We start from the raw sequence: 21,536 nt of genomic DNA on the forward strand, positions 1-21,536 counted from the left end.
TTATTTTCAGAATATTTATTTCAAAGCATATTTTTTTATCATTATAAAAAGAACAAAAAAACTGCCGCCCGGTTAAAGGTCACTAACCGGACGACAGCCATTAGGAGTTTTTAATGAAAAACATGTATCTTAAGTGAAACTAAATGAAAAACCTGAATTAGAACTGAGCACTAAACAGATCTGCTACGAAGTTCCAGTATGCTTCTCCGTCTACATCATATACAACTGTACATGTTGTAGATTTAGCCGGGCCAGTCCCCTCTGCCCATGCTACAGATTCGCCGTATGCGTAACCCATATCTGATACGATTGCGATGTCACGTACATCTGATACTGTGATAAGATCCGGGCAAAGGAAGATACCTGGAACCTGTGCATCCCACAGTCTCTGACGACGCTCCGGATCCTCTACAAATGTCGGATATGCATGCTCTTCAACCAGCTTGTTGAAAGCAGTCTCGCCATCCATAAGCTTTTCTACGAGGTCTTTTGTAAGAACCTGATTGTAGGAAATGTCGTGCGGAACAACTACCTGTACCGGGAAATCAGCCTGCAGACAGATATCTACAGATTCCGGATCGTAGTACCAGTTACGCTCAGCACACGGTGTATCGTTTCCAGGAACGTCGATTGCGCCACCCATGTAATAGATACCAGCTGTGTTCTCTGCAAATGTCGGATCGTTCATAATTGCAAGTGCTACGTTTGTACAAGCGCCTACTGCGATGATTGTAACCTGACCCGGATTCTCTTTTACTGCCTGAACCATGAACTCCCATGCTTTGTCTTCCTGCGGTTTCAGGCTGCTGTAGCCCCATGTCTCGTTCTCAAGCTCGCCAAGGTTATCATAGGAAATCGTATCGCCGTATTTCAGAACTTTGTCCATACTCTTGATTCTCTTCAGTCCGTTTGCTGCGATTGTCTCGTCATCCTGCAGACCCATGATCGGAATATCTGTTCCCATGTATACCGGGATATCTTCTCTTCCAACTGCTTCCAGCTGATTCAGGATACCTGTAGTTCCTTCTGCAACTGTCAAGTTTCCGCCAACAGATGTCACGCCCAACAGATCAAGATAACCTGCTGCATCTGCCTGAAGAAGCATAAACAGCGCATACGTATCATCCTGAAAATAACCCATATCCGTATCAAAGATAACTTTGTGCGTATCAGCAGATGTTACAATATTATAATCTTCCAGTGCAGCAAATGCTGTTACAGGAGATACCATAGAGCATACCATACCGGCAGTGAGAACTGCAGCTAAAGCTTTTTTCATATTTTTTACCTTCTTTCTCTAAACGTAACTATTCAGCACCCCGTTTAGTGCATATTGATTTTTGGTCAAAACAGAGAAAATAAAATTTCTGTTTTACCATTACTTTATCACGAAAAGTGGATAACTTTTCAATATAACTGCCAAGTGCTTTTGGCCTGTGGATTATGGCATCATCAATCCTTGATCACAGCCTAATAATGGACTATTTGTCAATTTTATCCGAGAGTTATCGGCAGTTAATCTCTGATTTTTTCTGGTTATCCACCGTCATTTTGACAGTACACCAAAACGATATGATTCGCTTTTTGGCTCATTTTCCGTTAAAATAGAAGTATCAAATTTTATCGGAAGAAGGTGGTCCGGTTGACAAACGATGAACTGATTAAACAGTTATTACAACAAAATGAAGCATTATCAACAACTATCGCTGCTCAGACTCAGTTGATTGCCCAACTCAATCAGACCATACAGGAACTGAAGGAACAGCTTAACAAGAATTCCAAAAACAGTTCCAAACCGCCATCCAGCGATGGCTTTAAAAAGCCTGCCCCAAAGAGTCTCCGGAAGCCATCCGGGAAAAAAGCTGGCGGGCAGAGCGGACACCAGGGAACACATCTGGCGGTGATAACAGCTCCGGACGAAATCGTCAGGCATATGCCATCCTCATGCGGAGGATGTCCGCACTATCAGATGTGTAAAGGCACCGCATGCATCGCAGAAAAACGCCATGTGATTGATGCGGTTGTTACAGTCAATGTAACAGAACATCAGGCACTGGAACTTCCAATCTGTATGCTGCATGGGGACACCCGCAGAGGAGAATTCCCTTCTGATGTAAAAGCAACCGTACAATATGGTGAAAACCTGCAGGCACTATCTGTCGCATTAAACACCGTGGGTGCAGTCAGCATCAAACGCACTCATGAGATTCTTTCCGGAGTATTTAACATTCCGATTGCAACAGGAACGATCAGCAGCATGGTAAAAAGATGCGCTGACAGCCTGAGTGAAACAGTCGGTAAGATAAAGGATAAGATGATCGGTTCCTCACTTGGACATTTCGATGAAACCGGAACCAGAGTGGATAAAAAGCTCTGGTGGGTTCATGATGCCTCAAACTGTGAATATACCTATCTTGATATCAGTCCCAAACGTGGGACCGAAGGCATGGAGCAATGCGGTGTTCTCCCAGAATTCAGAGGGATTGCCATGCATGACTGCTGGGCTTCCTACTGGAACTACTTGGATATACGGCATGCAGTCTGCTGTGCCCATCTACTCCGTGAGCTGACAGGGATAAATGAAAATCATCCTGACCAGAAATGGACATCTGCGTTTATAAACCTTTTACTGGAAATGAAAAAGGTCAAAGAGAAAGCGATAGAGAAAGGCAAGGACTCTCTGAGCTATTATCACTATCATAAGTTCGATAAGAAGTATGATGAACTCCTCGAACTGGCAAGGAAAGAAAATCCTCTTCTGGAAACCACAGAGAAAAAACGTGGACGGAAGAAAAAGGGAAAAATCCTTGCCTTGGTAGAACGCCTTGCGAATCACAAGGCCTCGGTCTGCCTTTTTATCCATAACTTCATGGTTCCGTTTGATAACAACCAGGCAGAGCGTGATCTTCGGATGATAAAGGTTAAGACCAAAGTATCCGGCTGCTTCCGAACTGAAGAAGGCGCCAGAGATTATCTGAAAATCATGTCCTACGTTGGTACGGCACATAAGCAGGGATACAATGCTTACGAAGCAATCAAAAATGCAATTTCAGGCCACCCTAATTTCATCTTTGAATAGTGTTGGCTCTGAATAGTTACCTCTAAACTTTAAAATATACGTTGTTTTATCACGCAATTTAGGCCTGTATTGCTTTGATAGCTGCATTATCTCTTATTTTTCCCTTTTTATCAGTGACATAAATCACGATTATCAATCATTTCCAAATTAATCCTCAAAATTATCTTTTTTTACTCTTTACTTTAAGATCTGTCCCAGAGTATCCAGTAAACGATCTATATCAATCGGCTTCGCAATATGTCCATTCATCCCGCTCATCAGCGCTTTTTGCCGGTCCTCCTCAAATGCATTCGCCGTCATCGCCAAAATCGGTATGGAAGAAAGCTCCTGATCCTCCAAAGCCCGAATCGCCCGTGTCGCCTCATAGCCATTCATGACCGGCATCTGAATATCCATCAGTACCAGCTGATAATAACCCGGCTTCGATCTCCGCAACATATCCACGGCAACCTTCCCGTTCTCCGCAACCTCCGTATAAAATCCTGCGCCGCTCAAAATCTCAACGGCAATCTCCTGATTCAGCTCATTATCCTCGGTGAGCAGAATACGTCTCTGACCAGCTTCTGCCTGTTTTGTATCTTCCTCCTGTTCATCCTCCTGCAAAACCTTTTTTTCTATGATATCAAAATACAAACTATTCGGATCTGCCAAAGACTCTGGCCCTGCTACTAACTGGAAAGTGAAAGAAACCGTAAACTCTGACCCGACTCCCTGTTTACTCTTTACTTCAATCGAACCGTCCATCATTTCCACAATACTTTTTGTGATTGACATTCCAAGACCGGTTCCTTGAATGCCGCTGATCGTTGTATTCTTTTCTCGCTCAAACGGTTCAAAAATATGCGCCACAAATGTCTCGCTCATACCAATCCCCGTATCTCTCACACAGAAATCATAACTTGCGCACCCTTTTGCCGCGCCTGTTCTTTCCGTGACTTTCAGCGAGATTGAGCCGCCTTCTTCCGTATATTTGACGGCATTCCCGACAAGGTTCAATAGCACCTGGTTCAGCCTCAGTTTATCACAGTAAACTTCCTGATTGCGAATATTTGACGCATCCACCGACAACTGCTGATGCTTTGCGTGGACATCTGCCTGTACAATGTTCTGAAGTCCGTTCAAAAGCTCCGGAAGATTGCAACACTGTTCCTGCAAGCGCATCTTTCCGCTTTCAATACGGCTCATGTCCAGAACATCATTAATCAGGCTTAGCAAATGATTGCCCGATGTTTTTATCTTCTCAAGATAAGTCTCCACCCGCTCCTTCTGATCAATATGGCTGATCGCCAGCGCCGTAAAACCTACAATCGCATTCATCGGCGTCCGAATATCATGCGACATGTTCGAAAGGAAGACACTTTTTGCCTGGCTCGCACGGTTTGCCTCAAAAAGCGCATCCTCCAGCAGGCTCTTTTGTTCCATTTCATTGCGAATCTCTTCGTCTACACTGCGAAAGCCCAAAACAACACCGCGCCCAGTTTCATCCCAGACCCCTGTGCGCACCAGCTTCATCTGAAAATATCTCATTTCTCCGTCCTTTTCGGTACGATAATTTACATGACATTGTTTTCGCTCGGACAGTTCTTTTCGCATCCAGTCGCAGGAAACCGCCTGCTTAAGCTGGTCTTTGTCCTCATCACAGACAAAAATATTTATGTAACGCTCCATATTTTCTTCAAATAGAAGTTCTTCATTAAAGATATTTCCAAACAGACACTCGTTCTCTTCATCCAGCCGCAGCTGTGTCCCATAGCCGGTATTCAAATCCAGAAAATATACAAAATTGTAGTCAATACTCAGCGCATAGATCAGTTCCGCCTGCTGCCTCTCCTTCTCCTTTTCTTTCAGCTTCTGCGCAGTACAGTCGAGAAGAAAACGCTGACAAAGCAACTCGCCGTTTTCTTTTATGAGCTTGATATTTCCCATTACATGACGGATTTCCCCTGACTTGTTATTGACGCAGTATTCCAGATTGACTGTGTCCCCCTCCTTTTTAAGCTTCTGAATGCAAGCTCGCAGCTTTTCTTTATCTTCCTCGGCAACAGAAGCAGCAATCATGTCAAATCCGTCTAACATCATCTCTTCCTGAGAATCATAGCCAAGAATCTCAAGAGCAGCTCTGTTGATGCTGATAATACGTGAACCATCCATAGTATGGCACATAATTCCACAGTCCATCGTCGTAAACAACGTTTCCAGCGTTCTCTTTTTCTGCATGATCTCCTGTTCGTAGGCCCGCTCCTGCGTCACATCAATCGCTACGCCTACCGTTCCCATGACGCTCCCGTCAAGATCATACAGCGGAGATTTGTAAGTCATAAGGGTCCTCATGCCCTCCCCAGCCCTGATGATTTCCTCCGACGTAAAGGTTTCTTTCCGGGTCATAACCTTATGCTCTGACTCTATACAGGCCGGATCATCCTGCTCTACATCCCATATATAAGCGTGGCCGCGTCCCTCTACCTGCTTCTTGGTCTTATTTACGGTCTTACAGAAACTGTCATTTACTTTCTCATGTATCCCGTTTTTATCCTTATACCAGATCAGATTTGGGACGTTATTGATAGTTGCCTCCAGATAATGGCTGGTCTGCCAGTAATCCTTACTCATCTTGTAAGTCTGCTGCCATCTCAATAAACGAAAGCTTATCTCTTCATCAGACATTGGCCACACCCATATATCCTTTATCTCCGGAAGCACATCTGCCAAAAGCATGATTTGCTCTTTCTCAGCAAGCACAAAAAGCTCGGCTTTTTCAGATTTTTCCCGAATCAGCGTCCTCAACAACTGTTTTTCATCCGCATCCTGCAAATTAACTACGATCACGTCTGCTTTGGCTGTCAATGTCTGCTCTGGTTGACTGCTTTTTGAAAATGCATGTGTAAAATGCTCCTGAGGCTGTAGTGTTTTTATGCATTCAAATACCCTGCATGACTTTCCCACGAAATAGAATTGAATATGGCAATGATACATGCCTCTCTCCTCCTCATTTCCTGAATATTTATTCTCTTTTCAATCCAAAATAATACTTTTATTATAAAAAAAAAGGAAATAAAAGTCAATTAAACAAAGAGCTGCCGCTCCATAGATGTCGGATACTTCATCTATTTTTGCGGCAGACTTCACAGCATTTGTAAATATTCTTTCATTTCCCCCGCTGTCATTCCCATTTTCTTTCGAAACAGCCGGCTAAGATAAAAGCCAGTGTGCAAATACCCTAAAAAATTCAACGTTAACATTTCATCCTGATCACTCCGGAAGATCTGCACATTTCTGGCAAAGTCCCTCTCCTTTCCTGAATTGAAAAATCAGAAGCCATAGCCAAACAGCTATAGTAATTACATACATATAGACAAACGCCTATAACTGTCATACGCATATTTGTATTTGAATCTGATTTACACTTTGCATATAATAGCAATAACGTTAATGTACAGATTTTGAAACACATTTATAAAATGAGGGAGAATTTACACATGGAAGAGAAAAAAACACCTGATTTTCGTACAGAAAAAGACTCCATTGGCGCCAAAAACATACCGGAAGACGTATACTATGGCGTACAGACCTTGCGTGCTGCAGAAAATTTTCACATTACGGGGCTGAATATGCACCCGGAGATCATCAACAGCCTTGCGTATATCAAAAAAGCTGCCGCGATCACAAACTGTGAAATCGGCCTGCTTGATAAGAAAAAAGCAAATGCGATTGTGCAGGCATGTGATGAGATTATCGGCGGAAAATTCCACAATGACTTTATTGTAGATCCGATCCAGGGAGGCGCCGGCACCTCCCTCAATATGAATGCAAACGAGGTTATCGCCAACCGTGCCATCGAAATTCTCGGCGGCCAGAAGGGCGATTACTCAATCGTACACCCGAACGATCACGTCAACTGTGGACAGTCCACAAACGACGTAATCCCGACTGCCGGTAAAATGACGTCCCTGCGGCTTCTTGCGAATCTGAAAAAAGAACTGCTCCGCCTCCATGAAGCACTCTCCATGAAAGCTGACGAATTTGATCACATCATCAAAATGGGCCGTACCCAGATGCAGGATGCTGTCCCGATTCGTCTCGGCCAGGAGTTCCGCGCGTACTCGGTAGCCATCATGCGCGACATTCACCGTATGGATAAAGCCATGGACGAAATGCGCGCCCTTAATATGGGCGGTACCGCTATCGGAACGGGCATCAACGCTGATGAAACATACCTGCTCCGCATCGTTCCGAACTTAAGCGAAGTGTCAAACATGAATTTCGTACAGGCTTTCGACCTGATCGACGCAACACAGAACCTCGACCCGTTCGTGGCTGTCTCCGGTGCAATTAAAGCGTGTGCCGTTACTCTGTCCAAAATCGCAAATGACCTGCGGCTGATGTCCTCCGGACCGAGAGCAGGCTTTAACGAAATCAACCTCCCTGCAAAGCAGAACGGCTCTTCCATTATGCCGGGAAAAGTAAACCCGGTTATCCCGGAGGTTGTAAATCAGGTTGCCTTTAATATCATCGGCAACGACGTGACGATTACAATGGCTGCGGAAGCCGGACAGCTTGAGCTGAACGCTTTCGAACCGATCGTCTTCTACTGCATGTTCCAGTCCATCGACACACTGGCTTATGCCGTACAGACCTTTATCGACAACTGCGTACTCGGTATCACGGCCAATGAAACACGCTGCCGTTATCTCGTGGAGAACAGCGTCGGCATCATCACCGCAATCTGCCCGCATGTCGGTTATCAGAAAGCTGCCGATATTGCAAAGAAAGCGCTTAAGACAGGAGAATCCGTACGGAACCTGATTCTTCAGGAGGGTATCATGTCCGAGGAAGACCTCGAAGGTATCCTCGATCCGATACATATGACAGAACCCGGCATTTCCGGCAAAGAACTGCTGCTCAAAAAAGGCAACTAACCAATTTAGAAACAACAAACTTTCTATAATTCAAAAATGGGACCGCCACACTGAATCTCCAGTGTGCGCGGTCCTTTCTTACAAGCCCTGCTTTCCAGTTTCCCGTTGCTTTTTACAGATCTCTTTTTTTCTTTTTTCGGCAAAAAACAACAAAGTTTGTTGAAAATCACAAACAAAGAGAATTGCCTCCTTTCCCGCTGCGGAAAGTCCATACCCTCAAACTGTGCTGAGTCCAGGGAATAGCAATGGTAGCGTTCCTTGCGTGACAGGTTGTCCTCCTTGCGCCTGGACTCGACGATGACAGCACCGACAGATTCCTCCACCTCGACCTCTGACACCGTTCCGTCTGCAAACTCATATTTAATTTTCATTTTGATTTCCTCCAGTCTTGAGATTTTTGAAAGTTAAAAATTCAAGACCAAAGGGTGGTGCGCGGGAACGATAAGATGTCAGGAACAGACATTTTATGACAAAGAAAAAGCGCACCCACCGTAAGGCAGATGCGCTTGTATTAAAAATATGATTGGATTTTGGAATATGTACAAGAGATGGAAATAACTTTGTCGAATAAAAAAAGTCCGCAGTCCCCTCAAAGACTACGGTTTGTATTAAAAAAATATGTATGATTAGCGTCGGCGGACATCTTGTCCCTGTCCGTATTTTATGCATGATGTCCCCTTTCCGGGGATACGCAGCCTTCAGTACAGCCTTCCCCTGACAGCTTGTCTGTGGGGGAAATTATACAAAACGTAACAGTAGAACAACGGTAGACAAACAGTAGAAATGCAGTAGGAAACCGCAAGTTACGACATGGTACAATGAAAAATGATGTACAAAATCTGATTTTGGGAGAATATACAGAATTTAACGGTTTATGATACGCAAAAAAAAGAAACGGCTCAGTTTCCCAAGCCGTTATTATGTAGCATCTTTTTCCTCTGAATTTATTTCAAAACAATAGCCAACCTCACGCACACAACGGATTGAAAATGGTGCGTCCGGTTCTGCCTCGTACAGTTTTTCACGAAGATTACGAACCTGGCATCCCACCGTGTTATTCTCGCTGCCAAACCCTTCTTCGCCCCAAACCTTTTGGTATATCTGGTCATAGGTGAGTACACGGCCTTTGTTTGCTACAAGCAGCGCCAGTATCTCATACTCTTTTGCTGTCAGATTGATTTCCCGCCTGTCACGGTATATTTTGTGCCGATTGGGGTAAATCTCCAGACCCGGAAGCGAAACCATCGGTTCATCTTTTATTCGTAAATGCTCAAAACATGGATATTGGTTGAGAAATTCCATCACTTCATCAAAAACAGAATTATCTTTCTCCGAAAATTCTGCTATTAATAACCGTCCACTAGCTTATCACCCCCTAATAGATGCCACACATTATTTTCATCGAAACTTATGTTTGGTATTCCTTACATTACATCGGAAATTTGATTGTGATGGTTGTACCATTGTTCACCTTGCTTTCTATATCAATTTTTCCATGATGGTATGCCACTGCATGTTTTACAATAGAAAGCCCAAGCCCTGTTCCTCCCGTTTCCTTTGAATGGCTTTTATCAACTCTGTAAAAACGTTCAAACACTCTGTCAAGATGTTCCTGTGGAATACCAATGCCTGTGTCTGCAACAGTTAGTACCGCATTTTGGTTATTTTTTGTAATAGAAATTTTTATATTGCCACCGTAGATATTGTATTTTATAGCGTTATCACATAAATTGTATATGATTTCATACAGTAATTTTCTAACACCATAAATTATAACCTGCTTTCCGTCAATACTGATTTCAATATTTTTATCTTTTGCAATGTCCTTTAAATTTTCAGTTGTTTCTTCCACCAGTTGTAAAAGATTAATTTCTTCTTTTATAAGCTCTGCTTTTTCATCAAGCTGCGAGAGGCGTATGATATCTCCAACAAGTATAACAAGTCTTGAAGCTTCTTTTCGTATATGTCCAATAAAACGTGGCAAATCTTCCTGCTTTACCATACCGTTTTCGATAAGTTCTGCACTGCCGATAATACCCTGAAGCGGTGTTTTAAGCTCGTGTGAAACATTAGCTGTAAACTCACGTCTGTTACGCTCTGCCTGAACCCTTTCGGTAATATCAAATATCAGGAGAATAATTCCAATCATTTCGTCGTCTGATTCTATACGGCTGGCATCGAACTGATATTCCCTTCCAAATCTCGTCTGTTGTATTTCACAATGCCCTGACTCTATTGCGTTTTTTATACATAGATTCATTTCATGGTCACGGTAAACCGTGAGGAAATCCCTGCCCACACAGCTTTCATCTAATGAAAAAATCCTATTTGCTGCCGGGTTTATGCTTAGTATGATTCCGTCCTTGTCCATCAAAACAAGACCCTCATTCATGCAGCCTGTAATCTGTTCAAATTCTGCAGCTCTCTGCTGAATCGCCTTAACTTGCGCTTTAATTTCTTTGTTCTGTCTGCTTATACGGAGTAACAGGGGAGATATCTCTTCATATGTATCATTTTCCAGCGGTTTCTCCAGATTCAAGTCATTCAGCGGCTTAACAATCCTTTTTGAAAGTCTGCCCGCTAATATACCTGACATAATCAAAGCTATAACAACCACTATCAAAATAGGCTGCAGCATACCAAGAACCAGTAATCCCACAGTTGCACTGCTTGTAGAAATACGCAGTACACTGCCGTCATTCATCCGCTTTGCATAATACATTGTCTTTTCAAACAGCGTATCAGAGTAACGGTTACTTTCCCCCTCTCCATTTTCCAATGCACTCTTAACTTCCATGCGTTCCAGATGATTTTCGTGTTCCTCACTGTTTGCAGCTGTATCATATATGACAGTTCCATCAGCTGCAATCCAGGTAATACGGTAACGGTCAGACTTAACTTTCTCTAAATAGTGGACTCCGTCATCTTCTACGGCAGCCATTGATAGTTTCAGTTCATCTTTTAGGCCACGTTCCCTTACATCTTCAAAATAATTGTATAAGCATCCCATAATGATAATAACACTTGAAAGTAAAATCGTTCCTGCCACTATGATAATAGAATTAAATATTTTTCTTGTCATTCTATTGCCTCCAAACGGTATCCTACCCCTCTCACTGTTTCTATCATTTTTCCATAAATCCCAAGTTTCTGCCTTAAGGTACGGATATGCATATCCACAGTTCTCGTTTCACCACAATAATCCATACCCCATATATCATTAAAAAGCTGGTCACGGGTGTACACCATACCTGGATGGGAAAGAAACAGCCGCAGGATTTCAAATTCCTTAAATGTAAGCAATATGCGTTCGCCGTTTGCAGTTACTGTATGTTCATCTAAATTCACGATCAAATTTCCTGTCTTAAGCAGATGATCGATTCTTTTAGGCTGGCATCTTCTGAGAACAGCTTTGACACAGGAAACCAATTCCATAACACCGAACGGCTTTGCCAAATAATAATCAGCTCCAAGATCAAGTCCATGTATTTTATCGTATTCCTCACCTTTGGCGGTAGCCATGATAACCGGAATAGCTTGAAATTCTTTATTTTCCCTCATTTTCTTTAGTATTTGGATTCCATCCATTCCAGGCAGCATAATATCCAGGACAACAAGTTCCGGCTTCTCACTCTGAAGTTCCTGCCAAAAAGTATTTCCATCTTCATAGCCACGGGCTTCAAAGCCTGTTGACTGTAAAGCATAAACTTCAATATCTCTTATGCTGGCATCATCCTCTACACACCAAATCATATTTAACCCTCCTTATGAATACCAGTAACAGAAAAGACTACCCATTCTGCAATATTAGTGGCATGGTCTCCGATTCGTTCAAAATATTTAGCAATCATCAAGAGGTCAATAGAACATTCGCCGTCTTTTGGATTTGATATAATTTCACGGATTATTTCCTGTTTTATAAGGTCAAAATATTTATCAACAATATCATCGTCCGACACAACTTTTTTTGCCAGTTCAACATCATGTTCAACAAACGCGTCAACGCTGTCAGTCACCATTTTAATGCTTGCCTTTGCCATTTCGTGTAAAAGGGTATCTGCCATTTCAGGACGGTTTTCAACAAATGGTATTATTTCTGCGATATCTTCAGCCTGGTCGCCGATGCGCTCCATATCTGTTATCATTTTAAGAGCTGACGAAATCTGTCTTAAATCTTTTGCCACTGGCTGCTGCTGAAGCAGAAGTTTTAAACAAAGAGTTTCTATTGTACGCTCTTTACGGTCAATTTCAGTACCAGCAGTCGAAATACCATTCAAAAAATCTTTGTCTTCATCGGTTAATGCTTTCAAAACCTTAGAAATTATTTCTTCGCACAAAGCACCCATTTCAATCATTTCTTTATTTAAAATTGCAAGCTGCTCGTCAAATCTGCTCCTCATTATCCAAACCTCCCTGTAATATAATCTTCTGTTCTTTTATCTTTTGGAGTAGAGAACAGAGTTTCTGTATTTCCATACTCAACAAGTTCTCCTAAAAGGAAAAATGCTGTCTGGTCTGAGATACGCACTGCCTGTTGCATATTATGTGTTACCATAATGATTGTATAGTTTTCTTTCAGTTTGATAGTTAATTCCTCAATTTTAGATGTCGATATTGGATCGAGAGCCGATGTAGGTTCGTCCATAAGCAGAACGGCAGGCTTTACGGCTAAAGCCCTTGCTATACAAAGCCTTTGCTGCTGGCCGCCTGATAAACCTAAGGCATTCTTTTTAAGCCTGTCTTTTACTTCCTCCCAAATGGCGGCATCTTTCAACGATTGCTCAACGATATCATCAAGCTTTGCTTTACTTTTAACACCGTGTGTACGCGGACCATAGGCAACGTTGTCATAAATACTCATAGGAAACGGATTTGGTTTTTGAAAAACCATTCCTATCTCTCTGCGAAGTTCATTTACATCCACAGAAGATCCAAAAATATTTTTACCGTTATACTTAACATCGCCTGTAATCTTTACACTTGGTATCAGATCGTTCATTCTGTTCAGGCTTTTCAAAAAAGTGGATTTTCCGCAGCCTGACGGTCCTATGAAAGCGGTAATACTTTTTGACGGAATGTCTATATTTATATCTTTAAGCGCCTGATGCTCCCCATACCACAGACACATATCTTTTACTGTTATGATATTGCTCATACGTTTCTCCTTTTTCTGAAATACTTTTCTACAAGCATTGCAGACAAATTTATAATTAAAGTCAGTATCATTAAAATAGCTGCTATTGCAAACGCTATCCCAAATTCTCCTTGTTCTTTCGCATATACATATAACGCAACCGTAAGTGTACAACCGGAACTTGAAAGCCCATCAATTATTCCGTTCAGCGCATGGGCAAATCCCGCAGTGAACAAAAGTGCCGCCGATTCTCCCAAAATTCTGCCCACTGACAAAATACAGCCTGTTATTATTCCATCAACACAACCTGGAAGAACCACTGTATGGATAACACGCCATTTGCCTGCACCAAGACCGAAAGCTCCCTCGCGATAACTTTGTGGCACAGTTTTCAGACTTTCCTGTGTGGTACGCATAATTGTCGGAAGGTTCATGATGACCAAAGTCAATGCACCTGCTAAGAGAGACGTTTTCATATTCAAAAACTGACAAAAGAACAACATTCCTACCAATCCATAAATAATTGACGGGATACCTGAAAGTGTTTCTGCGGCATATTCAATAATGTTCACTAATTTTTTATTTTGTGCATATTCGGTTAAATAGATTGCTGCCCCAACTCCTATAGGAAGAACAATAAGCAATGTAGCTATTACAATATACACTGTATTTAAAATATCGGGCAGAATCCCAATCTTCCCTGATAAATAACTCGGCTTTTCAGATAACAGTCCCCATGAAATATTAGGAATCCCTTTTACAAATACATAAATGATGAGAAATGCCACTAACGAACAGGTAACTGCAACAGAAAGCCACATAAGTGCTTTCATAATGCTTATATATGCTTTTCGTGCTTTAGAAATTTTGCTGTTCTGCATATTTAATCCCCCTTTTTGCCCTTCAGGAAGAAATTCAAAGTCGCATTGATAAGCATGATAAATAAAAACAGCACAAGTGCGATTGAGAATAACGCCTGTCTTTGAAGGCCACTTGAATAGGACATTTCACTTGCCACTGCAGTTGTCAAAAACCTGACACTTTGAAATAACCCCGGCATATTTGCAACATTTCCCGATACCATCATTACAGCCATTGCCTCACCAATAGCTCTGCCGATGCCAAGCACAACAGCGGCTGCAATACCGCTTTTTGCCGCTGGAACGGAAACCTTAAAATAGGTTTCAACTGGAGTTGCCCCTAAAGCAAGAGAAGCATCTTCATATTCTTTTGGAACTGCGTCAAGTGCCGTAACTGATACTTTTATAATTGATGGCAGTATCATGATGGCAAGAACAATTATTGCTGCCAGAAGGCTTGCTCCGTCCGCCAAATGAAAAATCTCACGGATTCCAGGCACAAGGACAAGCATACCAACCAATCCATATACTACCGACGGAATTCCCGCGAGCAGGCTTACTGCTGTCCCAACTGCCGCCTTTATTTTTTGTGGTGCTATTTTTGACAGATAAACCGCCGTCAAAAAACCAATCGGAACTCCTATTATGATAGCGCCTGCTGTTCCATATATACTCGTCAATATAAATGGCAGTATTCCATAAGACGGATTTGCCGATGTAGATTCCCACGTCTTTCCGAATAAAAACTTAAACAAGCCTATTTCCCGTATGGCAGGAATTCCCGCTATAACCAAATAAACAGTGATTAGCAAAACACAGCCTACAGCAATCAAGCCAAGCATAAGGAATATGCCATGAATCATATTTTCAAACGCTTTTTTATTCTTCATAGCAAGGCTCCTTTACTTTGCAGGAACAACCCCTGCTTTTGAAATAATGTCTGACGCATCACTTGATGTAACATAATCAAAAAATTTCTGAGCAGTTCCTGAAAGTTTTTTATCTTCCTTTGTTACCAGAACAAACGGACGCTGTACAACATAGCTTCCATCTTTTACAGTTTCCTCACTTGGTGTTACTCCGTTTACAGATACTGCTTTTACACTGTCTGACACAGATGCCAGCGATGCATAACCAATAGCGTTTGGATTACCTCCCACTGTTGTAATTACATCTCCTGTTGATGTAAGTTCCTGATGGTATTTGCAAGCGTCTTCTGTTTTTGTAATGGACTCAAAACCGTCCCTTGTGCCGCTTCCTGCTTCACGTCCAATGGGGACAATCTCCCCATCTTTTCCACCTACATCCTTCCAGTTTGTAATTTCACCTTTATAGATTTTGGCAATGTCTTCAACGCTTAAATCGCTTACATCATTTTCGGGATTCACAATAACAGCAATTCCGTCATAAGCCAGAACCGTTTCGCTAAGCCCCTGCTCTTTTTCTTCATCTTTCAAATTTCTGGAGGAAAGACCGATGTCACATCTTCCCTCGGAAACAGCTTGTATGCCTGTGCCGGAACCTGTTGGGTTATATGTAAAAGTTACACTGTCATATTCCTGTTCAAAGGCTTCCCCCAACGCTCCAATTACCTTTTCCATAGATGTGGAGCCGTCTGTCGAAACTGTTCCGCTATCACTTTTCTGCCCACAGCCTGCAAAAATGCTGGCAGTCATTACTGCCAAAACAAAAAAAATTGCGATTTTCTTCATAACTAAGATTCCTTTCTGATTTACACTTATTTTTGTAGCCTACGTCTATTATGATAGCAACCGAATGTAAAATGAAAAAGAAACCTTTTGTAAAATCTATGTCAAATCATCCTTTTGGCCGTAAGCAAAGATTACAGTACCATAAGCAATGTTCCTATTCCGATTAGGACACAGCCAGCAATGGATTTGGGTGTAAAATTTTCATGCAGGAACAGGAATGATGTTGTATCATTTTAGTTGACACCTTACACTCAAGGATTTGATGTATCATCAAAGAGAAATAAGGAGGCAACTACAATGGCAAAAAAACAACGGAAATACGACATGGAATATAAAATCCAAGCCGTAAAATTAGCAAAAGAGCTTGGCGGTGCAAAAGCTGCAGCCGAGTTAGGTATCCCTGAAAACACTATATATGCGTGGACAAAGGCTGCCAGAGAGGGAAGACTGAATGTCGGTTCCGGCTCACATACTCCGAAAACTGCCTTGAATCTTGCAGAAGAACTGGCTCTCCTACGCAGACAGGTCAAGGAGCAGGAAAAGGAAATCCGCCGCCTGAAAGAGGAAAACGAATTTCTCGAAGAGGCAAGCGCTTTTTTCGCCGCCAGCCGTCGGAAGTCTGCAAAAGGCAGAGAATGATGTCCCTTGCCATAAAAACCAAGGACGGCGTTATAAAGGGAAAGATTTCTTTCTACTGCCGGATGCTGAAAGTAACCCGGCAGGGATTTTATAAATATCTGGCAGACAAAGACCGTCCGTGGAAATACCAGCAGTTAGCTGATGCCATGAGGACAGTCGTGTCTGAGGATGAATGCAACGACACTTACGGACGGATCCGTATGTATCAGGCGCTTCTTTTAAAACAGACGGAAGGTGTCCACCTTCCCAGTGAACGCACTGTCTACCGCATCATGGAAGAGATCGGGCTGAGCCATCGCCCGAAACACAGACCAAATGGGATCACCAAAGCAGATCGTGAGGCGCGTAAATCTGAGGACCTGCTGAAAAGGGATTTCAAATCCAGGGAACCACTCAAAAAATGTATCACGGACATAACCGAGATCAAAGCAAGAGATGGAAAACTCTATGTATCTGCCATATTTGACTGTTTCGATGCTGCAGTTCTGGGCATGGCAATGGATACAAACATGAAAGCCGTACTATGCGAGCGTATGCTTACCAATGCGGTCCGGTCTTACCCGGCGCTCAGGGGAGCCATCATCCATTCTGACCGTGGATCTCAGTACACCAGTGAGACCTACCGCAGGGCAGTAGCAAAGTATGGCATTCTCCAGAGCATGAACAGCGCCGGCGGACGCTGCCATGACAATGCCCGTTGCGAGAGCATGTGGGCTCGGATGAAGGAAGAACTCATCTATGGGAGGCATGACACAGAAAAAATGACAGTAGAGGAACTGAAAACCCTCATCTGGAGATATTTCATCAGTTATTGGAACAACAGGAGGATATGCTCTTCCAATGATGGGCTTCCTCCTATGGTCAAGCGGCAGAGATATTATGAAGCTCTGGATACTGCTGCTTAGGCATTGATATCCTTGCAAAAAAAGTGTCAACCAATATTGACAATATCAGTATTTATATCTGCACCACCTACGCCCATAATTCAAAAGCCTGCTCAGACCACCGTATTTTCTACGAGGATTTATACAATGCCGTCCTTGCCGATATCCAGTACCATGCCCGCCTTGCCTATGAGGACAGGGACAGAGCGGTGGCTCTGGCGGTGAAGATGAACACAAAGGCGGACGGGAGCAGGGGGAAATCCAACGAAAGCAGGCTGAAGCAGGCGAAGAAACGCTATGACGAAGTGACGAGGTTATTCGACAGGCTTTATGAGGATTCCCTTTCGGGGCGTATCTCTAATGACAACTTTGCCCGTCTGATTGACAAGTACCAGACGGAGCAGGAACAGCTTTTAGAGCAGATACAGAGCCTTGAAAACGCCTTGCAGGAGGTCAAGGACAGCCAGACTAATGCGGTGCAGTGGGCGGCTCTGATGGCGGAATATGTGGGGATACAGGAACTGACCGCCGAAAACCTCAATCTCTTGGTGGAGCGCATTGAGGTGTTTGACCGCACACAAACCGAAGCAGGAACAGAGCAGGCAATTAAAATCTGTTACCGCTTCGGCGGTTACATAGGGGAACGCCGCTTCAAGGCAAAGGTTTTAAGGAACACGGGCGGCTGGGAGATGCGCCGCAGAAACGAGGGGAAAGACAATGGAAAAGTATCATTTGTATCTTGATGAAACGGAGCGGCGGGTGATAATCCTCTGCTTAAATGATTTCCGAAACAAGCTGATTGCAGAGGGCAGGTATACGGACTGCGTGGACGAATTGATTATCAAGTTCGCCCATGCAAAGACGGTCAAATTAAAAATACGGAGGTAGAAAGACATGGCAAAGACAATTTTTGAGGAACTGGGCGGCAGATATGAGCGGCAGGGGGGATTACCTTATCCCCTGCATTACATTACCCGCCGAAAAGGAGCAGCCGATTGGCTTATTCGGGCGGCGGCACTTGGACTATCTGAAACAGCACCGCAGGGTTACATACCTCAATCTTCTCACAAGCGGCAGACTCAATTCCTACCTTGCCGACATTGACAGGCAGGCGCAGGAACGCCTTGAACGGCTCATAGAGGGCATGAAACAGGCGCAGGGTATCACGGAACGGCTAAAGGCTGAAAACGCCTTAGAATGGGTCGGGAGGATGAATAACATACGGGCTTGTGCGAGGGAAATTGTGAACGAGGAAATTGTCTATATGGATTAAGTTTTATGTTTCATTGTAATAGGTTAATAAAACGATTATACTATACATACCCCATGAAAATACTGTTGCAACTTCAAGTTGCGGAAAAGCACGATAAAGTTGGTAGAATATGTTCATAAATTTTTTTATCATAGAGTTATCAAATTATTCAAGGAGGAAGGGTTATGGCATTTGCAGACACTCTACAACAATTAAGAAAAAATAAGGGCTTATCTCAAGAAGATATAGCCGAACGATGCAATGTATCAAGACAATCTGTTTCCAAATGGGAAACGGGCCAAGGTTATCCCGAAACGGAGAAGCTATTGATACTTTGTGATTTATTGGATACGGATTTAGACTATCTTTTACGGGATAAAGCCCAAAAAATGAATGTGGAGCAAATAGGTTCCACCTCGGTTTGTGCTCCGTATTTGGGAAAATGGGTGAAAATATTTTTAAATGATAGAGAATTCCAGGGATTATATTGTATCGCTATCGTTGCCGAAGTAGAAAATTTCTTATTATTTATTGGTGATAAAGGAAAAAGAGGGTTATTAAATATCTCTGCAATTTCAAGTATAACGGATGCAGATAAGGAGAAATATAAGGAACTCCCCAAAATTCCATCTGAGGATGTTACTTTGAATTTGGCAGATTATTTTACCGATATGAAATGCAATCTAAAAAAACGGCAGCAACTACCTTTTTCTGTTGTTAAGCCTATCAGCTTCTGTTCTGTGACCATTGATGAGATTAACACAGAAAAAATAGTCGTCCATGATAAAAAAGGTAAAACCTATACAGTGGCGGCAACTGAGATGCTCTATATTATGGAACAATAAAATATAAAGTTTGCTCACCGAATAAAAAAAACGATGTTCGGTGAGCTGCTATCCCATGCTTTGCTATCCCTCCGACTTCGCTTTTTGAAGTTTGGAGGGATTTCTTTTGCCTGCAAGCAGCTTTCATTTGCATTTACATATATCATTTAGAGGATGGGTGGATGACCTGTTAAAAAAATCCTCGCCATCGCAAGGGGGCTTTGTACCTCAAAAGTAGAAGTCAAATCTCTACATAATAGAAATAAATTCTCCTTAAACCGTAAAGGTGTGACAGCCTTTGCGGTTTTTCTTTTGTCACTTTTTGCAGAAATGCGCCGTAAAGCGGTTTCTGGCGTAGGCTGCCGTTCCCCGCCTTTCAATCTGGATTTTAACGATATTCAAAATTCAGATTGGAGGTGTCTACGGTGAAATACGCACCGAGAAAGGTATATATCAAAGAGAATGGCAGCTATGCGGAGTTGTCCTATATGGATTTTTGCCGCCGCAGAGAAGCAGACCGTACATATTCGGACAAGCTTTTTATCCCTGTGCAGGGCTGTCTGATTGAGGTTGTGCGGGAACAGTACACGGACTTCTATCGGGATAAAGAGCGGTGGCGTTATCTTCAGAAACTGGATACGAAGAACAGCCTGCTTTCATTGGACGGCTTTGTTGACAGCGAGGGTAACGCTCTGGACTTTATCGCTGATGAAGCGGCAGGCGTTGAGGAAACAGTTATCCATTCCATGATGTTGGACAGGCTTAACGCCGCCCTGCTCTTGCTGTCGGACGATGAGCAGGCGTTGATACGGGCAATCTTCTTTGACGGTGTTTCCTCGAAAGAGATTGCAAGGATGAAAAATGTAGACCAGAGTACGGTAAACAGACACAAGCTCAAAATTCTGGCAAAGCTCAGAAAAATAATGGAAAGCAGATTTTAAGTGCAAAGCCCCCTTTGATTTTTCCTTTGGGAAATCGAGGGGGCTTTCATACTGCCCTCTCAATCTTGGATTTATGGGAATCCCGATTGGAGGAAAAGAAATGGCATATAACCACGGGCGGGAGGAACGCAAATGGCGTATCTGGAAAGAAGCTGAGGAAAAGATTTTACGGAGGTGCGGTGTTGACGAGGATACCATTGAGAAAATCCGTATCTATGACAGGGCGGATTTTAATGCCGCCAGACGGTTTTACCGCTATCTGAATGATGTCGGGGAATACCTTGAGGGAATGGCGGACAGGGAGAAGCAGACGGAGGTTAGAACGGTGGCTGATTTGCTGGACGAGATTGAAAACGAAAATCTGTACCTTGCATTGGTTACAGTAGACAGGCGCACTTTGAAAATCGTTCTCCTAAAAATGCAGGGCTATTCCACAAAGGAGATTGCCCCGATTGTCGGTCTGACAACGGGGGCTGTCTATGCAAGGATGGGACACCTGCGGAAAAAGCTGAAAGCCTTTAAGCGGTAAGGGAAGAAAAACACATTCGCCTGCGGGCTATGGGGTGAGAGGTCAAAAACCTTTCGCCCTATTTTTTCGCAGGAGGAAAAACATAATGGCATACCGAGTTAAGACATATACGCTTCGGGAGGAAGCGGCAGAAAACGGCACAAGGTATTTTATCAGCTTTAAGGACGGGCAAGGCGGCTATCACGAATTAGAGGTATCCGAACAATTCTTTATAGAGTTTCAGCAAATGGAGCGCAGAAACCGTAACCTGCTGCAATCAGATGAACGCCACAAAGAATTTCTTGAGCTTTCCGATGAAGCCCTTAACAAAAGGGCAAGGGTTACGCCGAAAGGTGTTGACGAGCTGATTATTGAGCAGGAATGCTCCGAACTGCTCCACCGTACCATTGCCGCTCTTCCAGAGATACAGAGGCGGCGTTTCCTGCTCTATTACGAGTACGATTTCAATTACTATGAGATTGCTGAAATGGAGCATTGTACTGCTTCTTCGGTGGGTAAATCTATTTCTATCGCAAAAGAAAAGATAAGGACGCAGATGAAAAAATATCTCTGCCCTTAATAGTTTGATAACGCTCTTGTATCTTCGGGTATGGGGGCGTTCTTTGATATGTTCTCTAATGGAATTTGGCAGATGCCATCGGCCCGCGCTCACAGCAACATGAAGAGTCAAATTCCTCTGATTCTGTTGTGTTTGTATGCTGAGAAGAATCTGAAACATCCGTGTTTGCCTCAGATACACTATTTGGATGAGGCCGAGCTGTATTTC

Annotated in this window: 21 protein-coding genes and 1 pseudogene; 11 read left to right on the plus strand and 11 right to left on the minus strand. The window is 43.1% G+C overall.

Annotated elements, in window-relative coordinates; genetic code table 11:
• Positions 1 to 157: 157 nt before the first annotated feature.
• On the minus strand, positions 158 to 1,279 hold the full coding sequence (locus AC6I2O_RS01255) for a nucleoside hydrolase (protein WP_497741573.1): 1,122 nt from the start codon (positions 1,277 to 1,279) through the stop codon (positions 158 to 160).
• 363 nt (positions 1,280 to 1,642) lie between these two features.
• On the opposite strand from AC6I2O_RS01255, the gene tnpC reads away from it, so the two are divergent.
• Positions 1,643 to 3,079: an IS66 family transposase gene (gene tnpC / locus AC6I2O_RS01260; RefSeq protein ID WP_497741574.1), complete on the plus strand. Its 1,437-nt coding sequence runs from the start codon at positions 1,643 to 1,645 to the stop codon at positions 3,077 to 3,079.
• A 177-nt stretch (positions 3,080 to 3,256) separates the two neighbouring features.
• Here the strand turns inward: tnpC and AC6I2O_RS01265 are convergent, their stop codons facing one another.
• A complete protein-coding gene (locus AC6I2O_RS01265; RefSeq protein WP_497741575.1) occupies positions 3,257 to 6,052 on the minus strand; it encodes a PAS domain-containing hybrid sensor histidine kinase/response regulator in 2,796 nt (931 codons plus the stop codon).
• 503 nt (positions 6,053 to 6,555) lie between these two features.
• Here AC6I2O_RS01265 and AC6I2O_RS01270 point away from each other — a divergent pair.
• Positions 6,556 to 7,995 (plus strand): aspartate ammonia-lyase, encoded by a 1,440-nt coding sequence (locus AC6I2O_RS01270; RefSeq protein ID WP_120391389.1) that lies wholly within the window; start codon positions 6,556 to 6,558, stop codon positions 7,993 to 7,995.
• 23 nt (positions 7,996 to 8,018) lie between these two features.
• Here the strand turns inward: AC6I2O_RS01270 and AC6I2O_RS01275 are convergent, their stop codons facing one another.
• The 9 genes from AC6I2O_RS01275 to AC6I2O_RS01315 all read right to left on the minus strand — a co-directional run bounded on the left by AC6I2O_RS01275 (position 8,019) and on the right by AC6I2O_RS01315 (position 15,701).
• Positions 8,019 to 8,366: a hypothetical protein gene (locus tag AC6I2O_RS01275; protein WP_120391388.1), complete on the minus strand. Its 348-nt coding sequence runs from the start codon at positions 8,364 to 8,366 to the stop codon at positions 8,019 to 8,021.
• A gap of 547 nt (positions 8,367 to 8,913) precedes the next feature.
• Positions 8,914 to 9,297, minus strand: a complete 384-nt coding sequence (locus AC6I2O_RS01280) for a winged helix-turn-helix domain-containing protein (protein ID WP_120391387.1) — start codon at positions 9,295 to 9,297, stop codon at positions 8,914 to 8,916.
• A 127-nt stretch (positions 9,298 to 9,424) separates the two neighbouring features.
• Positions 9,425 to 11,077 (minus strand): sensor histidine kinase, encoded by a 1,653-nt coding sequence (locus AC6I2O_RS01285; protein WP_120391386.1) that lies wholly within the window; start codon positions 11,075 to 11,077, stop codon positions 9,425 to 9,427.
• On the minus strand, positions 11,074 to 11,748 hold the full coding sequence (locus tag AC6I2O_RS01290) for a response regulator transcription factor (protein ID WP_120391385.1): 675 nt from the start codon (positions 11,746 to 11,748) through the stop codon (positions 11,074 to 11,076). Before AC6I2O_RS01290 ends, AC6I2O_RS01285 begins: the two co-directional genes overlap by 4 nt.
• A 2-nt stretch (positions 11,749 to 11,750) precedes the next feature.
• Positions 11,751 to 12,395 (minus strand): phosphate signaling complex protein PhoU, encoded by a 645-nt coding sequence (phoU, locus tag AC6I2O_RS01295; RefSeq protein ID WP_120391384.1) that lies wholly within the window; start codon positions 12,393 to 12,395, stop codon positions 11,751 to 11,753.
• Positions 12,395 to 13,150 (minus strand): phosphate ABC transporter ATP-binding protein PstB, encoded by a 756-nt coding sequence (gene pstB, locus AC6I2O_RS01300; protein WP_120391383.1) that lies wholly within the window; start codon positions 13,148 to 13,150, stop codon positions 12,395 to 12,397. The genes phoU and pstB overlap by 1 nt, the downstream gene beginning before the upstream one ends.
• Positions 13,147 to 14,010, minus strand: coding sequence for a phosphate ABC transporter permease PstA (gene pstA, locus AC6I2O_RS01305; protein ID WP_120391382.1), 864 nt, complete (start codon positions 14,008 to 14,010; stop codon positions 13,147 to 13,149). The genes pstB and pstA overlap by 4 nt, the downstream gene beginning before the upstream one ends.
• A 2-nt stretch (positions 14,011 to 14,012) precedes the next feature.
• Positions 14,013 to 14,879, minus strand: a complete 867-nt coding sequence (pstC, locus tag AC6I2O_RS01310; protein ID WP_120391381.1) for a phosphate ABC transporter permease subunit PstC — start codon at positions 14,877 to 14,879, stop codon at positions 14,013 to 14,015.
• A gap of 12 nt (positions 14,880 to 14,891) precedes the next feature.
• Positions 14,892 to 15,701, minus strand: coding sequence for a phosphate ABC transporter substrate-binding protein (locus tag AC6I2O_RS01315; RefSeq protein WP_120391380.1), 810 nt, complete (start codon positions 15,699 to 15,701; stop codon positions 14,892 to 14,894).
• 297 nt (positions 15,702 to 15,998) lie between these two features.
• Between AC6I2O_RS01315 and AC6I2O_RS01320 the strand changes: the two genes are divergently transcribed.
• From AC6I2O_RS01320 to AC6I2O_RS01360, 9 genes and pseudogenes are all read left to right on the plus strand, one after another.
• Positions 15,999 to 16,340 carry a transposase gene (locus AC6I2O_RS01320; RefSeq protein ID WP_497741576.1) on the plus strand — a complete coding sequence of 114 codons (342 nt, stop codon included), beginning with the start codon at positions 15,999 to 16,001 and terminating at the stop codon, positions 16,338 to 16,340.
• Positions 16,337 to 17,245 carry an IS3 family transposase gene (locus AC6I2O_RS01325; protein WP_497741577.1) on the plus strand — a complete coding sequence of 303 codons (909 nt, stop codon included), beginning with the start codon at positions 16,337 to 16,339 and terminating at the stop codon, positions 17,243 to 17,245. Before AC6I2O_RS01320 ends, AC6I2O_RS01325 begins: the two co-directional genes overlap by 4 nt.
• 23 nt (positions 17,246 to 17,268) lie before the next feature.
• Entirely contained in the window at positions 17,269 to 17,967 is a 699-nt protein-coding gene (locus AC6I2O_RS01330; RefSeq protein ID WP_497741578.1) for a DUF4368 domain-containing protein, read from the plus strand.
• Positions 17,942 to 18,112 carry a hypothetical protein gene (locus AC6I2O_RS01335; RefSeq protein ID WP_016306737.1) on the plus strand — a complete coding sequence of 57 codons (171 nt, stop codon included), beginning with the start codon at positions 17,942 to 17,944 and terminating at the stop codon, positions 18,110 to 18,112. Before AC6I2O_RS01330 ends, AC6I2O_RS01335 begins: the two co-directional genes overlap by 26 nt.
• Positions 18,113 to 18,118: 6 nt before the next feature.
• Positions 18,119 to 18,497, plus strand: a pseudogene (locus AC6I2O_RS01340) (TnpV protein).
• Between the two features lie 164 nt (positions 18,498 to 18,661).
• Entirely contained in the window at positions 18,662 to 19,321 is a 660-nt protein-coding gene (locus tag AC6I2O_RS01345; RefSeq protein WP_016306712.1) for a helix-turn-helix domain-containing protein, read from the plus strand.
• A 404-nt stretch (positions 19,322 to 19,725) separates the two neighbouring features.
• Positions 19,726 to 20,241 carry an RNA polymerase sigma factor gene (locus AC6I2O_RS01350; RefSeq protein ID WP_497741579.1) on the plus strand — a complete coding sequence of 172 codons (516 nt, stop codon included), beginning with the start codon at positions 19,726 to 19,728 and terminating at the stop codon, positions 20,239 to 20,241.
• Between the two features lie 100 nt (positions 20,242 to 20,341).
• Positions 20,342 to 20,770: an RNA polymerase sigma factor gene (locus tag AC6I2O_RS01355; protein WP_120393805.1), complete on the plus strand. Its 429-nt coding sequence runs from the start codon at positions 20,342 to 20,344 to the stop codon at positions 20,768 to 20,770.
• An 85-nt stretch (positions 20,771 to 20,855) separates the two neighbouring features.
• Entirely contained in the window at positions 20,856 to 21,329 is a 474-nt protein-coding gene (locus AC6I2O_RS01360) for an RNA polymerase sigma factor (protein ID WP_120393787.1), read from the plus strand.
• The last annotated feature ends 207 nt before the right edge of the window (positions 21,330 to 21,536 follow it).

The sequence above is a fragment of the Blautia sp. St.27G3 genome, assembly GCF_059728505.1.

Coding starts and splice junctions, on each gene's coding strand:
- AC6I2O_RS01255 (WP_497741573.1), bottom strand. CDS start 1,279: ATGAAAAAAGCTTTAGCTGCAGTTCTCACTGCCGGTATGGTATGCTCT.
- AC6I2O_RS01265 (WP_497741575.1), bottom strand. CDS start 6,052: ATGTATCATTGCCATATTCAATTCTATTTCGTGGGAAAGTCATGCAGG.
- AC6I2O_RS01270 (WP_120391389.1), top strand. CDS start 6,556: ATGGAAGAGAAAAAAACACCTGATTTTCGTACAGAAAAAGACTCCATT.
- AC6I2O_RS01275 (WP_120391388.1), bottom strand. CDS start 8,366: ATGAAAATTAAATATGAGTTTGCAGACGGAACGGTGTCAGAGGTCGAG.
- AC6I2O_RS01280 (WP_120391387.1), bottom strand. CDS start 9,297: ATGGAATTTCTCAACCAATATCCATGTTTTGAGCATTTACGAATAAAA.
- AC6I2O_RS01285 (WP_120391386.1), bottom strand. CDS start 11,077: ATGACAAGAAAAATATTTAATTCTATTATCATAGTGGCAGGAACGATT.
- AC6I2O_RS01290 (WP_120391385.1), bottom strand. CDS start 11,748: ATGATTTGGTGTGTAGAGGATGATGCCAGCATAAGAGATATTGAAGTT.
- phoU (WP_120391384.1), bottom strand. CDS start 12,395: ATGAGGAGCAGATTTGACGAGCAGCTTGCAATTTTAAATAAAGAAATG.
- pstB (WP_120391383.1), bottom strand. CDS start 13,150: ATGAGCAATATCATAACAGTAAAAGATATGTGTCTGTGGTATGGGGAG.
- pstA (WP_120391382.1), bottom strand. CDS start 14,010: ATGCAGAACAGCAAAATTTCTAAAGCACGAAAAGCATATATAAGCATT.
- pstC (WP_120391381.1), bottom strand. CDS start 14,879: ATGAAGAATAAAAAAGCGTTTGAAAATATGATTCATGGCATATTCCTT.
- AC6I2O_RS01315 (WP_120391380.1), bottom strand. CDS start 15,701: ATGAAGAAAATCGCAATTTTTTTTGTTTTGGCAGTAATGACTGCCAGC.
- AC6I2O_RS01320 (WP_497741576.1), top strand. CDS start 15,999: ATGGCAAAAAAACAACGGAAATACGACATGGAATATAAAATCCAAGCC.
- AC6I2O_RS01325 (WP_497741577.1), top strand. CDS start 16,337: ATGATGTCCCTTGCCATAAAAACCAAGGACGGCGTTATAAAGGGAAAG.
- AC6I2O_RS01335 (WP_016306737.1), top strand. CDS start 17,942: ATGGAAAAGTATCATTTGTATCTTGATGAAACGGAGCGGCGGGTGATA.
- AC6I2O_RS01345 (WP_016306712.1), top strand. CDS start 18,662: ATGGCATTTGCAGACACTCTACAACAATTAAGAAAAAATAAGGGCTTA.
- AC6I2O_RS01355 (WP_120393805.1), top strand. CDS start 20,342: ATGGCATATAACCACGGGCGGGAGGAACGCAAATGGCGTATCTGGAAA.
- AC6I2O_RS01360 (WP_120393787.1), top strand. CDS start 20,856: ATGGCATACCGAGTTAAGACATATACGCTTCGGGAGGAAGCGGCAGAA.